Annotated in this window: 12 protein-coding genes, 1 tRNA gene and 2 pseudogenes; 5 read left to right on the forward strand and 10 right to left on the reverse strand. The window is 61.9% G+C overall.

Features of this window, described 5'->3' with window-relative positions; genetic code table 11:
- Window positions 1-24 precede the first annotated feature (24 nt).
- Complete coding sequence (locus NKH67_RS02080) at window positions 25-513, forward strand: hypothetical protein (protein WP_352471256.1); 489 nt, start codon at window positions 25-27, stop codon at window positions 511-513.
- Window positions 514-531: 18 nt separating this feature from the next.
- Here NKH67_RS02080 and proB read toward each other — a convergent pair whose 3' ends face one another.
- Together proB and obgE are read right to left on the reverse strand one after the other, a co-directional pair.
- Window positions 532-1,659, reverse strand: coding sequence for a glutamate 5-kinase (proB, locus tag NKH67_RS02085; RefSeq protein ID WP_352500789.1), 1,128 nt, complete (start codon window positions 1,657-1,659; stop codon window positions 532-534).
- A 2-nt stretch (window positions 1,660-1,661) separates the two neighbouring features.
- The gene (gene obgE, locus NKH67_RS02090; protein WP_352471258.1) at window positions 1,662-2,693 is read right to left on the reverse strand and encodes a GTPase ObgE; all 1,032 of its coding nucleotides are present in this window, start codon (window positions 2,691-2,693) and stop codon (window positions 1,662-1,664) included.
- Between the two features lie 171 nt (window positions 2,694-2,864).
- On the opposite strand from obgE, the gene NKH67_RS02095 reads away from it, so the two are divergent.
- Entirely contained in the window at window positions 2,865-3,734 is an 870-nt protein-coding gene (locus tag NKH67_RS02095; protein WP_352500790.1) for an endonuclease/exonuclease/phosphatase family protein, read from the forward strand.
- 10 nt (window positions 3,735-3,744) lie between these two features.
- On the opposite strand, the gene NKH67_RS02100 is transcribed toward NKH67_RS02095, so the two are convergent.
- From NKH67_RS02100 to NKH67_RS02110, 3 genes are all read right to left on the reverse strand, one after another.
- Window positions 3,745-4,332: a GNAT family N-acetyltransferase gene (locus tag NKH67_RS02100; protein WP_352471260.1), complete on the reverse strand. Its 588-nt coding sequence runs from the start codon at window positions 4,330-4,332 to the stop codon at window positions 3,745-3,747.
- Between the two features lie 119 nt (window positions 4,333-4,451).
- Window positions 4,452-4,721 (reverse strand): 50S ribosomal protein L27, encoded by a 270-nt coding sequence (gene rpmA / locus NKH67_RS02105; protein ID WP_023678077.1) that lies wholly within the window; start codon window positions 4,719-4,721, stop codon window positions 4,452-4,454.
- A 98-nt stretch (window positions 4,722-4,819) separates the two neighbouring features.
- Window positions 4,820-5,527, reverse strand: a complete 708-nt coding sequence (locus tag NKH67_RS02110; RefSeq protein ID WP_352471261.1) for a 50S ribosomal protein L21 — start codon at window positions 5,525-5,527, stop codon at window positions 4,820-4,822.
- Window positions 5,528-5,864: 337 nt separating this feature from the next.
- Between NKH67_RS02110 and NKH67_RS02115 the strand changes: the two genes are divergently transcribed.
- Window positions 5,865-5,954: transfer RNA gene (locus NKH67_RS02115), tRNA-Ser, on the forward strand.
- Between the two features lie 75 nt (window positions 5,955-6,029).
- On the opposite strand, the pseudogene NKH67_RS02120 reads toward NKH67_RS02115, so the two are convergent.
- Together NKH67_RS02120 and NKH67_RS02125 are read right to left on the reverse strand one after the other, a co-directional pair.
- Window positions 6,030-6,604, reverse strand: a pseudogene (locus NKH67_RS02120) (DUF308 domain-containing protein).
- Between the two features lie 77 nt (window positions 6,605-6,681).
- A complete protein-coding gene (locus tag NKH67_RS02125; protein WP_352471263.1) occupies window positions 6,682-7,278 on the reverse strand; it encodes a TetR/AcrR family transcriptional regulator in 597 nt (198 codons plus the stop codon).
- 723 nt (window positions 7,279-8,001) lie between these two features.
- Between NKH67_RS02125 and NKH67_RS02130 the strand changes: the two genes are divergently transcribed.
- Both NKH67_RS02130 and NKH67_RS02135 read left to right on the forward strand, forming a co-directional pair.
- Window positions 8,002-8,919 carry an alpha/beta fold hydrolase gene (locus NKH67_RS02130; RefSeq protein WP_352471264.1) on the forward strand — a complete coding sequence of 306 codons (918 nt, stop codon included), beginning with the start codon at window positions 8,002-8,004 and terminating at the stop codon, window positions 8,917-8,919.
- A 173-nt stretch (window positions 8,920-9,092) separates the two neighbouring features.
- Window positions 9,093-9,347, forward strand: a complete 255-nt coding sequence (locus NKH67_RS02135; RefSeq protein WP_352500791.1) for a hypothetical protein — start codon at window positions 9,093-9,095, stop codon at window positions 9,345-9,347.
- A gap of 21 nt (window positions 9,348-9,368) precedes the next feature.
- Here NKH67_RS02135 and recQ read toward each other — a convergent pair whose 3' ends face one another.
- The 3 genes and pseudogenes from recQ to NKH67_RS02150 all read right to left on the reverse strand — a co-directional run bounded on the left by recQ (window position 9,369) and on the right by NKH67_RS02150 (window position 12,960).
- Complete coding sequence (recQ, locus tag NKH67_RS02140) at window positions 9,369-11,204, reverse strand: DNA helicase RecQ (protein WP_352471265.1); 1,836 nt, start codon at window positions 11,202-11,204, stop codon at window positions 9,369-9,371.
- 385 nt (window positions 11,205-11,589) lie between these two features.
- Window positions 11,590-12,324 (reverse strand): annotated as a pseudogene (locus NKH67_RS02145) (IS5 family transposase); the annotation flags it as partial.
- 156 nt (window positions 12,325-12,480) lie between these two features.
- A complete protein-coding gene (locus NKH67_RS02150) occupies window positions 12,481-12,960 on the reverse strand; it encodes a hypothetical protein (RefSeq protein ID WP_352471267.1) in 480 nt (159 codons plus the stop codon).
- Window positions 12,961-13,047 lie beyond the last annotated feature (87 nt).

A 13,047-nucleotide genomic window follows, 5' to 3' on the forward strand; every position in this document is an offset into this window, starting at 1 on the left:
TGGCCGCAAATCTGGGGGAGTAGAATGAAGAGCTTCATAATTCTCGTTGCTGTCGGCGCGATGCTCCTGCCGACAGGCCTTCACGCCGCCGACTACTGCGACGACAAGTTCGAGCCTGGCGAGAGCCCCGACGGGATGGCTTTGATTGTGTACAGCTTGATGGTGCAACTTGCTTTTGCTGAACGCTACTGCGGCGCACCGGCGACACCGCCCTCTCGGATTGCCGTCGTTGTCGAGGAGCTCCATGGATGTGGGCCGCGGGCTCGGCTTGAAGCGGAAATAGAAAAAAGGACGAAGGAGGATACAAGTGCGAAAATAACAACGACCGACGGGCTTATTCGCGATGTCGTCGCCGGGGACGACAAGGACATTTCCCAAATCGAGGTGGATCGACGAGCCAAGGCTGGGATCGAAGCAGAGCTGGGAGGCTGCAGCGAGTTGCTGAGAACTAAACGCGACGTTGAGGAAAGATACCGCAACCCGCCTAAATGGCCGCCTGAACCCCACAAGTAGCGTGCATGGAGCCCTTTCTCAGTCGGTCGCGCCGCTCACCACAAGGTCGTCGCGGTGGATCATCGCCGAACGCGCCTCGTAGCCGAGCACCGTTTCGATCTCGGTCGTCTTCAGGCCAGCGATCCTTACGGCATCGGCGGCATCATAGGCAACCAGCCCGCGCGCGATCTCGCGGCCCTCGGGCGACAGGATCGCCACCGTGTCGCCACGCGCAAAATTGCCGCTGACCAGTTTGACGCCGGCCGGCAGCAGCGACTTGCCCGAGAGCAGCGCGCCGATGGCGCCGGCATCGACGGTCAGCCGGCCGGCCGGTTCGAGCTGCCCGGCGATCCAGGTCTTGTAGCCCTTGACCGGATTGGCGCTCGGCCGGAAGAAGGTGGCGCGCTCGCCGCGCTCGATTGCCAGCAACGGCGACAGCCGCGTGCCTGATGTGATGATCATGGCGGTGCCGGCGGCGGTCGCGATCTTGCCGGCGTCGAGCTTGGTGCGCATGCCGCCGCGCGACAATTCCGAAGCAGCGGCACCCGCCATCGCCTCGATGTCAGGGGTGATGCGGTCGACGACCGGAATGAACCGGGCTTGCGGGTCGCGCGCCGGCGGCGCCGTGTAGAGCCCGTCAATGTCGGAAAGCAGCACCAAAAGATCGGCGCCCATCATGGTGGCGACGCGCGCCGCCAGGCGGTCGTTGTCGCCATAGCGGATTTCGGAGGTGGCCACCGTATCGTTCTCGTTGATGACCGGCACCGCCTTCATTTTGAGCAGTGTCGAGATCGTCGCCCGTGCGTTGAGATAGCGGCGACGCTCTTCGGTGTCGCCGAGCGTCAGCAGGATCTGGCCCGATTTCAAGCCATTCTTGCCGAGCGCATCCGACCAGGCGCCGGCCAATGCGATCTGCCCGACGGCGGCCGCCGCCTGGCTCTCCTCGAGCTTCAGCGCCCGCTTGCCGAGACCGAGGATGGTGCGGCCAAGTGCAATCGCCCCGGAAGACACGACGAGAATTTCGGCGCCGCCACTGGCCAGCATGGCGATGTCGTCGGCAAGCGAGGCCAGCCAGTCGCGCTTCAGGCCCGTCGTGCGGTCGACAAGCAGCGCCGAGCCGATCTTGACGGCAATGCGCCGATAATTTTTCAGCGATTGCGCGGCCATGGCTATGTGTTCCAGCGCGTCTCGACCGGCGCAGCGACCGCCTCGCGTGCATCGGCCACCACAGCGATCAGCGCGCGCAACACCGCTTCGACGCCTTCGCCGGTGACTGCCGAAAGCAGCATCGGCGCGCGGCCGGCCGCGCGTTTCAGCGAGGCGGCCTTCTTCTTGCGCGCGTCGGCATCGAGTATGTCGACCTGGGAAAGCGCGATGATTTCGACCTTGTCGGTCAGCCCATTGCCGTAGGCTTCGAGCTCGGCACGCACGGTTTTGTAGGCATTGGCCGGATTTTCTTCCTGCGCCGAGACAAGATGCAGAAGGACACGCGTGCGCTCGACATGGCCAAGGAAGCGGTCGCCGATGCCGACACCTTCATGCGCGCCTTCGATCAGGCCCGGAATGTCGGCAATGACGAATTCGCGACCGTCGATGCGTGCCACGCCAAGGCCCGGATGCAGCGTGGTGAAGGGATAGTCGGCGATCTTCGGCTTGGCCGCGGTGACCGCCGCCAAGAAGGTCGACTTGCCGGCGTTGGGCAGCCCGACCAGGCCGGCATCGGCGATCAGCTTCAGCCTGAGCCAGATGTTGAGCTCTTCGCCCGGCAGTCCGGGATTGGCGCGGCGCGGCGCCTGGTTGGTCGAGGTCTTGAAATGCTGGTTGCCGAAACCGCCATTGCCGCCCTTGGCCAACAGAAAGCGCTGGCCGACGACCGTCAGATCGCAGATCAGCGTCTCATTGTCCTCGGCAAAGACCTGTGTTCCGGCCGGCACTTTCAGCGTCACGTCGGCACCCTTGGCGCCGGTCATATTGCGGCCCATGCCGTGCGTCCCGGTCTTGGCCTTGAAATGCTGCTGGTAGCGATAGTCGATCAGCGTGTTCAGCCCATCGACCGCCTCGACCCAGACATCGCCGCCGCGACCGCCGTCGCCGCCGTCCGGGCCGCCGAACTCGATGAACTTTTCGCGCCGGAACGACACCGAACCGGCGCCGCCGTCGCCGGAGCGGATGTAGACCTTGGCTTGATCGAGAAATTTCATCGGATTGTATGGTTTCTGTTATTGGCTTTGCGGGATTGCTCTAAACCAAGGCGGGTCGAAGGGCGAGGGCCGTTTTTGCTACTGTAACGTCGCGCGTATCTCTGGACGCGTAGCATTTGGTTGACCCTTGCCGAAAATCGATCTTCGGCTTTCCAAGCGCGAGATGTCGGAATGAAGCTGGTAACTTACAATATCCACTACGGCGTCGGTCTCGACGCCCGCTACGATGTCGGCCGTATCGCCGATGCCGTGCGCGGCGCCGACGTGATCGCGCTGCAGGAGGTCACCCGCGCTAACCCGAAGAATGGCGGCCGCGACATGGTGGCCGAGCTCGGCGAGGCGCTGCCCGACTATTTTGCCGTCTACGGCAGCAATTTCGAAGCCGACGCCGGCTCGCGCCTGGAGAACGGCCGCGCCATCACGACCACCTTCCAGCTCGGCAACATGGTGCTGTCGAGGACGCCGATCCATCTGTCGCGCAATCTCCTTTTGCCGCGCAGCCGCAGTGTCGAGGCGATGAACTTCCAGCGCGGCGCGCTGGAGGCGCTGGTCGAAACGCCGCTTGGTCCGATCCGCTTCTATTCCACCCATCTCGACCATCGCAGCCCGGTTGAACGCCTGAGCCAGATCCGCTTTCTGCGCCAGCGTCTGTTGAAATACCCGCTCGAGGGCGGCGGGCTCTCCGGCGTCGCCGAGATCGGCTTGCCGGAGCTGCCTTCTCCCGAAGCCTTCGTCGTCATGGGCGACTTCAACATGCTGGCCGGATCGCCGGAACATGTCGAACTCGCCGGCCAGCCTGACCACGAATTCGGCATGCCGGTGACCGCCGACCTCGCCATCGATGCCGCCGCACGCCTCGGCGCTGCCGGCGCCGATCTCGTCACCGGGGTCGACCCCAAGCAGCCGGGCGATACCAGCCGCTACAAGCGCATCGACTACATCTTCACCAGCGCCTCGCTTGCCAAATCGCTGAGGCGCCTGTGGGTCGACCGGCAAGCGGCCGGTTCGGATCACTTGCCGGTCTGGCTCGAGATGACGTGAGCCGCATCCATCAAAAATGCACCCAGTTCCGCAGGCTGGTCCAGGTCTTGCGATCGAGGCGGTAGCGTTCGACCGGCACCTGACCGGCAACGATCGAATTCAGCATGCCCTGGCCGGCATACTGGAAGCCGCATTTGTGGATGACCCGGCGCGAGGCCGGATTGATAACCCGCGTCGAGGCGTGCAGCACCTGGATCGTGGTTCTCTGGAAGGCAAGGTCGACCAGTGCGTGCGCTGCTTCCGTCGCGTAGCCGCGCTTCCAGTACGGCTCGCCGATCCAGTAGCCAAGCTCCAGCCCGCGATCCGTGGTGTTGAGCCCGGCACAGCCGACGAAGGTCTCGGTGCCGGCCAGCGTCAACGCATAGGCGATTCCGGCCCGGCGCGATGCCGTCATGGCCAGGAAAGCGCGTGCCTCCGCCTCGCCATAGGGATGCGGCATGCGAGCCAGCATTTCCGCGACATGGCGGTTGTCGGCGAGCGCCACCAATTGCTCGATGTCGCTTTCACGCGGGGCACGCATGACCAGCCGCTCGGTCGCGAGCACCGGGCAATCTATCGTGTAACTTTCGTCGTCTGTCGCTTCCGCTTCGGCAACCATATCAAAGTCCTCCAGGCACAAGAAAAAGGGGAGATGGAAACCCATCTCCCCTGATCCATTTCCTGGCTTGGCCAGACACCGGTCCCGAGATGGGTGCCGGTGTTCTCGTGCGGAACCGGCTACTCCGCTGCCTTCGTCATCGGGTTCACCGATACGTAGGTTCGGCCATTGGCTTTTTTGTTGAAGGTGACTGCGCCAGCTTCGAGCGCAAACAGCGTGTGGTCCGTGCCAATGCCGACATTGGTGCCGGGATGCCACGTCGTGCCACGCTGACGAATGATGATGTTGCCCGGAATCACGGCTTCGCCGCCGAACTTCTTCACGCCGAGCCGCTTGGAATGGGAGTCGCGACCATTGCGCGACGATCCGCCAGCTTTCTTGTGTGCCATCTAACTACTCCGATGCGCCGCGAGGCGCCTAAACGATCTTATGAACGCGTTCGCGTTCCGTTTCAAGTCCGATCCGGCGACGATTGCGTCGGTTCGTTCTACTTCTTCGCCAATTCCTTGGCCTGCTCACGCCAGTCCTTGATCTGGTCGGCGCTGAACGGCATGTGCTCGTCGATCTTGGCGACGTCCTTGTCGGACAGCTTGGCGATCTGGGCAAAGGTGGTGATGCCCTGTTCGTTGAGCTGGCCGGCGGCGACCGGGCCGATGCCCTTGATCACGGTCAGGTCGTCCGGCTCGCCTTTCGGCGCCTTGAACAACGGCGCGGCGGCTTCGGCAGCCTTGTCCTCGGTCGTCTCGGCTTTGGCTTCCTTCTTCGGCGCAGCCTCTGCCTTCGCTGCTGCCTTCGGCGCGGCTTCAGCCTTCGCCTCGGTCTTGGCGGCGACCTCGGCCTTGGCTTCGGTCTTGGCGGCGGCCTTCTTCGCCGGCTTGGCGCCACCCAGCAGGATTTCGGCGATCCTGACGGTGGTCAAAAGCTGGCGATGGCCGATCTTGCGGCGCGAATTCTGCCGACGGCGCTTCTTGAAGGCGATGACGGTGCGGTTCTTGCCTTGCTCGACGACTTCGGCGGTGACCATCGCACCATCCACGAACGGCGCACCGAACGTGACGTTTTCGCCCTCGCCATGCGCGAGCACACTACCGATCTCGACGATGTCGCCGACATTGGCTTCGAGTTTTTCGATCTTCAGGAGATCGTTGGCGGCAACGCGATACTGCTTGCCGCCCGTTTTGATGACTGCGAACATTTTTTGCCTTTCGCTGTTCGGTCGGCCTTGATGAACCGCCACAGGCGGTTCGGCCGTCTTTTTGTCAGTCTGCGGGTTCAAAAAACAAGCGGCGCGGAAGATCCCTCCACGCCGATTGCGCGCTGTCCCTAACCGAAGGTTCGGCTTGAGTCAAGGCAAGCGCCGCGGGCAAGCTGCGAATGGGTTGAGCCCGGACCTTGCAAATATCGAGCAGTGACCACCGGAGCCTCGAAGAAGCACGGACAGAAGCTGCGGCGCCGGGGCAGATTGGCCCTTGTAACCTGCCTGTCCAGCCGTTATCTAGTGCGCCGCGCCGGCAACGGCGGACCATGACCGCGGAGAGGTGGCAGAGTGGTCGAATGCACCGCACTCGAAATGCGGCATGGGTGCAAGCCCATCGGGGGTTCGAATCCCTCCCTCTCCGCCACTCGGAATGTGTCCATTCCGGACCCATAGGTAACAGCATCTCTCATCGCGCCGGCAATGGCTTAAGATCGCGGGCCTATGCAGCTTTCCGCCGCAATTGGCTCACGCTCAGCCACACCGCCGAAACCAGGAAGTAGAGGGCGCCTACTGCGGCATAGCCGGCCACGTTGGTGATCGATGGCGGCATCGGCATCCGCGCCTGTGCGATGAAAAACGTGCCTGCCAGTGCTGACTGCCCTCCGCTCAGGACCATCGCCCACTGCGCACCAGAGCTCTTCCAACGGCGGACAGCGGTACCGAGTTGAAGCAGGCCGGACAGGATCGCCCATAGGCCGAACACGCCCAGCACCCAGTTCATGCTCATCTTCTGCGCAACAACGACCGCGAACGTTGTCGCCACACTGACCACGACGTTAATGGCCTGGGTGCGATTCTGTCCCAATCCTCCGCTGCGCGATGCGTCGACAAAATTGGCCAGGCATCCCATGCAGGATAAGCCACGAGCAAAACCGCCGCGACCACCCCGGAATGCTGTCCCACCGTAAAGGCAGCCGCCACCCAGACAGCCGAGAACGTCGTCCGAGCGAAGTAATAGAGCTTGAGCCATTGTTCCTGGCTGGCGCGGGAGAGATCGCCACTGTGAACCGTCATTGGATTGTCCTTTCGACTAGTAGGTAGGGGCCCTCGACGAACGTCGCGGAGTGATTGCTATTATGGTTAGTTGAGATCTAGGCTCGTATCCGGGGGGAAGTGCGGAACCGCTCCAGGAGCGGGCCAGTCACGACGGCGAATATCTTCGGATCGCCATAGGCCCGGGCTGAAAGCATCGCGCCGTGAACGGTCGCCATGAACGCTTCAGCCTCGGCACGAGGGGTACTCATCAGTCGAAATTGGCCGTGCCGCGCACCGCGCTCCATCACCGATGTCAGCCAAGCCGACAGCGAGCGGAAATGCGCCCGGACCTCAAGGCCAACTTCCTCGGGCAGCACGGGGAGCTCGCTTGCCAACAGCGCGCAGATACAAAACGGGGCGCTGGCGTTCGCGATGCAGGCTTCCCAATACCCGGCATAGATCCGCAACTGTTCGAGCGGATCGGATTCGTGAAGTTCGACATTTGCCATCCCCGCTTCAGTTTCTTCGCGATACCGCGCAACCAGCGTCCGAACCAGATCGACCTTGCTTGGGAAATGGTGATGAATGCTCGCCTTACGGATCCCGACCACTTCAGCAATGTCGGCATAACTGAAACCGTTGTAGCCGCCAGCCACGATCAGTGAACGTGCACAAGCCAGGATGTCGTCAGAGGTGGTAGACAAGTTGCTCATGCTTTTACCTACCTTCTGGTAGGATGGCAGTCAAGCCTCCTTGCACCGCGAGTAGCGTGAATTGCGTGGCTATGGCGTAGACCTCATTCGATCTTCATTGTTTTCGGCCCGCCATCAATTCAAAAAGCTCCGGGTGTTTGTCGATCGAGGTAGCCATCCCACTTCGAGGACGAGGCAACACCCTCCGGCCGACCGGACCACCGCTAATAGCCGTGCGGCACTAGGCGTCTGCACCGACTGCGCTATCTCCCCATCGTTAGCTTGTTCTATCGCTGGTTGAAGACTGGGAGGTTTCCATGGATCGGCGACTATTTTTGACAGGAATGTTTGGCATTGCCGGGGCCGCGGCCCTTGCAAGCACGGTTCGGCCAATCAATGCGGTGGCCGGCGTTCCAACTGCCAGAAGGGGCATTCTCGATGAACTCGAGGCGCCGGATGTCGAGACCTTCGACGACGACGAAACTCAAGCAGAGTTGCAACCAGTCTATCATCGCCGGTGGCACATGCCGCGCCGGCGCCGCCGGCGCGCCTGGAGAAGGGTCTGTCGCGTTTACTGGCGAAACGGCTATCGGCGCAGGCGGTGCTTCCGCAGGCGCGTCTGGGTCTGGTTTCGATTCTAGCAACTGGCCGGCTTGAACCCTGGCCATCGCGGCCGGGGTTTTCGCCCCAGGCGGCCGTTAGCGCCCTTACGGAGCTTTCCTAAGAGCGCGGAGGAGGCTGACGGTGTTTGCAGGTTTCAGAGCCACCAGCCTACGACTGGACGATACGACGATTTTCGCAAGGGTCGGAGGCACCGGTCCGCCGCTGCTGCTTCTTCACGGTTTTCCAGAAACGCATCTGATGTGGAGGGATATCGCCGCAGCCTTGGCGCCCCGCTTCACGGTCGTCGCCGCCGACCTTCGAGGCTATGGCCAAAGCGGATGTCCGGTTTCCTCGGCCGATCATAGCCCATACGCCAAGCGCGCCATGGCCGGCGACATGGTTCAGGCCATGAAGCAAGTGGGGTTTGAGCGGTTCATGGTTGCCGGGCATGATCGTGGCGGGCGGGTTGCCTATCGCCTGGCGCTGGACCATCCCGACAACGTGCTCAAAATCGCCGTCCTCGACATCATCCCCACCGCCGCAACATGGGATCGGGCGGATGCCAGACTGGCGCTTGGCTTCTGGCCCTGGAGCCTTCTTGCCCAGCCGGAGCCCCTGCCGGAGCGTCTGATCGGCGCGGCTCCCGATGCTGTCGTCGACGATGCAATAACGCAGTGGGGATCGTCAGCGAAAATGGTCTCCAAAGAGGTCAGGGACGCCTATGTTGATGCGCTTCGCGATCCCGCGCATATTCATGCCATCTGCGAAGAGTATCGCGCCGCTGCGACGATCGATCGTGAACATGACGCGTTGGACCGCGCAAACGGTCGTCGCATCGACTGTCCGCTACTGGCGCTATGGAGTGGCGAAGGCGCCCTGGAGAACTGGTATGCGCAAGAAGGCGGGCCGCTGGCCATCTGGAGGAAATGGGCCGACAAAGTGGCAGGACGCGCTGTCCAAGGCGGGCACTTTTTCCCGGAAGAGCACCCCGACAAGACGGCAGCGGCTCTCTCGGAATTCTTTGAAGACAAACAGGTCGGTCAGCACAGGGTATTGTAGAGGTCACATGCTTCAGTTACTCGGAACCTCGGGAGCGCTTCACGGCCTGAGATCGAGAACCTCCGGAAATGCGCCCATCCGGCATCAATGTGCTTGATAAGGGAATGAAGGCGATCTCCACGGCCGCGCCTCTGATATGCAGCCTCATGTTTGTCGGAAGTTGCGCATCGCCTTTGCCGGCATCCTTTGATGCTGCGAAATACGACAAGATGAGTTGCGTCGAGCTCAACGTGGCGATGGGCGCTGTCGCCGACGAAATGTCGGCGACAGCCATCGCTCGTGGCAAAGTCGTCCACACCAACATTCCGGGCTGGCTGTTGGGAGGGCAGCGTGTCGCCTCGACCGTGGCTGCCCGCCAGAGTGCGAAGATCGAGCGCTTGCGGCAGCAGGAGGCTGCGATTGCGGCGGCGAGACGAAGCCGGTGCTGATTGCGTCACTGAAGTGGGTCTTCAGCCCGCCACCCCGGATTGATGCGCAGCGATCGCGCCGAGGAATATCTCGCCGAAATCCTTGAGCTTGGCGGCGCCGACGCCGTTGACCGCGGCGAAGGCGTCCAGATCACGCGGGCAGCGTTCGGCCATATCGATCAGCGTACGATCCGAAAAGATCACGAAGGCCGGCACCTGGCGTTCCCGGGCAAGACGCAGCCGCACAGCCTTGAGCGCGGCCAGCAGCGCCGAATCCAGACCTTCCGTGCCTGCTGCGGTATCCTCAGGACGTATCTTGCCTCGCGATGACTGGCGCGCGTCCACGCGATACCGGAACAAGGCCTCGCCCCGGGCCAGCGCACGGCCCTTCTCGGCAATGGCGAGGCCGCCATGGCCGGCTGAGTCCAATGTCAGGAACCCTCCCGCGACGAGTTGGCGGAGCAGCGACAGCAAGAAACTTTTTTTATGCGCCACACCGGTGCCGAAGCCGGCAAGCCTGTGGTGGTTCCTGGCCAGGACCTTCTCGGTCTCATGGCCGAGCAGGACATCGACGACATGGGCAACGCCGAAGCGCTCGCCGGTCTGTGCGATCGCCGCCAGGATGAGCCGTGCCTCCGCCTCACCATCCGCATGCGGCGCCTGGTCGAGGCAGTTGTCGCAATTGCCGCAAGGCGAAGCACTTTCGCCGAAATAGCCAAGCAGGATCTGACGGCGGCACTGCGTCGTCTCGCAATAACCGATCAGCGTTTCGAGCCGGCCATGCGCGCGCCTTTTGTGCTCAGCCGGTGCATCCTCGTCTTCGATGAAAAGCCGGCGCATGCGGATATCGCCGAGACCGAACAGCATATGTGCCTCGGCCGCCCGCCCGTCGCGGCCCGCGCGCCCGATTTCCTGATAATAGGCCTCCAAGCTGCCCGGCAGGTCGGTGTGGAAGACATAGGCGACGTCCGGCTTGTCGATCCCCATGCCGAAGGCGATGGTCGCCACCATCACCACGCCGGACAAGGTCATGAAAGCGTTTTGATTCGCTTCACGCGCGTCCTTGCTCATGCCGGCGTGATAGGCGAGCGCGCGTACGCCGTTCCGCTCGAGGAACGCCGCCATCTCTTCGGTCTTTTTGCGTGACAGGCAATAGACGATCCCGCTGCGGCCCGCATGGCGCTGCACGAAGTTTAGTAATTGGCGCTTGCTGTCCTGCTTGGGCTCAATGCCTAGCTTGATGTTCGGCCGGTCGAAGCCGAGCACCACGGTATCGACGCGCCCGTCGAACAGTTGCGCGGCAATGTCGGTGCGCGTCGTCTCGTCCGCCGTCGCCGTCAACGCAATGATCGGCACTTTCGGGAAGATATCACGTAGTCTCGACAATTCTTCGTATTCGCGCCGGAACGCCGGTCCCCATTGCGAGATGCAATGTGCCTCGTCGATGGCGATCAGCCGGACATCGAGCTTGGTCAACGCCTCGAGCATTCGCACCGTCATTAGCCGCTCCGGTGCAAGATAGAGCAGGCGCGTCTGGCCTGCCGCGACACGGCGCCATGCAGCGACATTGGCATCGCGGTCGAGCGAGGAATTGATCGTATCGGCCGCCACGCCGGCAAGGCGCAATGCGGCGACCTGATCCTGCATCAGGGCCACCAGCGGCGAAACGACAATGGTGAGCCCGCCCAGCACCAGCGCCGGGACCTGGAAGCAGAGCGATTTGCCGGCGCCGGTCGGCATGACAGCCAGCACATGATGCCCGGCCAGCAGCGCCTCCATCACGGCCGCCTGGCCGAGACGAAAGTCATCGAAGCCGAATACATCCTTCAGGACGCGCCGCTTGGAATCCTCTGTCGGGATGCTCGCTGCTACCTGCATTACAGAACTTTCGGGGATACGACCTGCCGAAATTCCCCGGCGAATCGCCAGGTGATTGCCTGGACAGCAGATTCGAACATTTATCGACCCCTCTGGTCCTGTCCGCGGTACCGCCTGAGGCGAACTTCTCTCTCATTGGCCGATATCAGACCGTCGTTCCAGCCCCTATTCGCCTTGGCTGTGAATATCGCACCGCCTCGGAGCGGTTAATCCTATCTTCACCATCATTCGGCAGGTTCAGGTTCTGCGGTGATGTTTTGAGTACCGCGGCGCCACAAGCGCCCAGGCAACACGCCCGCGTCTCTCCGGAGGCGCGGGTTTTTTCGTTCTGAGAACCGGCTGCCTGATCTTCGGGCCCGCAGCTCAGTCGAGGCCGTAGACTGCGCAGCCAGATGCGGATAGCGACGAGTTTAACGGCGGCAAGGTAGTTTTCTGCCAGCTTGTCGCAGCGTGTCGCGATCCGTCGGAACTGCTTGGCCTGGTTGAAGAAGCGCTCGACGAGGTTGCGGGCCTTGTAGAGGAAGGGGCTGAAGCACATCGGGTCCTTGCGGTTGGCCTTGGGCGGGATGTTGGCCCATGCCTTTTGACGGCATTGCGCAAGGCGTTGGCATCATAGCCCTTGTCGGCGAGCAGCATGGCACCCTCGGGCAAATCCTTGATCAAGTCCGCTGCGTAGGCGATGTCACTCATTTGACCTGCCGTGACCGTCAGCTTGATCGGCCTGCCTTCGGCGTCGACAAGAGCATGGATTTTGGTCGTCAGCCCGCCTCGGGAACGACCGAGACAATGATCTCGATTCCCCTTTTTGCCGTCGCACCCTGCTGATGGACGCGAACAATAGAGGTGTCGATCATCTGCACCGTGCCGTCATGGGCCTCGGTAATGGCGTCCATCAGCCGATCCCAGACACCTGCTTTCCGCCATCGAACGAAGCGGTTGTAGCCAGTGGTGCGAGGCCCGTAGCGCTCGGGCAGATCGCGCCATGGCGCACCAGATCGCAGCACCCAGAAGATGCCGTTCAGCACGCGTCGATCATCAACACGCGGCACACCTCTTGGCTTGTTGGGTAGCAGCGGCTCGATCACCGCCATTCAAAGTCTGTCAGGTCATATCGGCTCATGCTGAGCCCTGAATCAGAGTCCGGCGCGATGTGAAAGCAGCCAGTCCGGGCAGACGACCTCATTGCCGTCAATTCAATGAAACGCAAATGATGTCCATCAACTAAGCATTTTCTCAACTCTCAACGTCCTCGGTCACTGTCGGCGCGGGCTGTCAATTATGGTGCGGATAGCGTCGGCGGAATGTATTCGCTGTCCGGCACGGGAAGATGCCCGTCCGTTTCGATAGTGACGGCCCACATCTGGAAGTTGACAAGCGCTGTGCAATTCACGTCTGCCTGCCCGAGATATGGTGCGCCATAGCTGCACGATGCCCCAGCTACTTTGGCGATAAAACCGGGTTCGCTTCCGATTGCACCGAAAGCAACACCGTCAACAGCAAGGATAGTCTGATAGTTTTGCCGAAGCCGGGCTGATGCCTCTTTCGTACGGAAAATCAACCAGTTCCTTCCGTCCGAAAAGCTGAAAGTGATCGTTCCATCTGAGAACTTGGTCCGCGTGACTTCACCGGTGCAGTTGGAAGTCAGTTTTTCGTTTCGGACGATAAGATGCTTGCACTCACCCTTGACCGTCCAAGTGTCGGGCGGGCCATCTTTCGGTTCGCCGGATGCCCCAACTGCTCCTGTTGTAACCGCCAATATTACTAGAACGCGGGCTGCCCAATTGCACAAATCACACCTCGTTTTTGGCTGAGCTATCCCGAGTTTTTAGGCTAGTCCTGTTAA

This window comes from Mesorhizobium sp. M0968 (genome assembly GCF_040319065.1).
Lineage (GTDB): Bacteria > Pseudomonadota > Alphaproteobacteria > Rhizobiales > Rhizobiaceae > Mesorhizobium.

Bases quoted from the DNA above. Each gene is read 5' to 3' on its own strand.
- recQ (WP_352471265.1), bottom strand. From the start codon at position 11,204: ATGCAGGTAGCAGCGAGCATCCCGACAGAGGATTCCAAGCGGCGCGTC.
- obgE (WP_352471258.1), bottom strand. From the start codon at position 2,693: ATGAAATTTCTCGATCAAGCCAAGGTCTACATCCGCTCCGGCGACGGC.
- NKH67_RS02125 (WP_352471263.1), bottom strand. From the start codon at position 7,278: ATGAGCAACTTGTCTACCACCTCTGACGACATCCTGGCTTGTGCACGT.
- proB (WP_352500789.1), bottom strand. From the start codon at position 1,659: ATGGCCGCGCAATCGCTGAAAAATTATCGGCGCATTGCCGTCAAGATC.
- NKH67_RS02110 (WP_352471261.1), bottom strand. From the start codon at position 5,527: ATGTTCGCAGTCATCAAAACGGGCGGCAAGCAGTATCGCGTTGCCGCC.
- NKH67_RS02100 (WP_352471260.1), bottom strand. From the start codon at position 4,332: ATGGTTGCCGAAGCGGAAGCGACAGACGACGAAAGTTACACGATAGAT.
- NKH67_RS02080 (WP_352471256.1), top strand. From the start codon at position 25: ATGAAGAGCTTCATAATTCTCGTTGCTGTCGGCGCGATGCTCCTGCCG.
- NKH67_RS02095 (WP_352500790.1), top strand. From the start codon at position 2,865: ATGAAGCTGGTAACTTACAATATCCACTACGGCGTCGGTCTCGACGCC.
- rpmA (WP_023678077.1), bottom strand. From the start codon at position 4,721: ATGGCACACAAGAAAGCTGGCGGATCGTCGCGCAATGGTCGCGACTCC.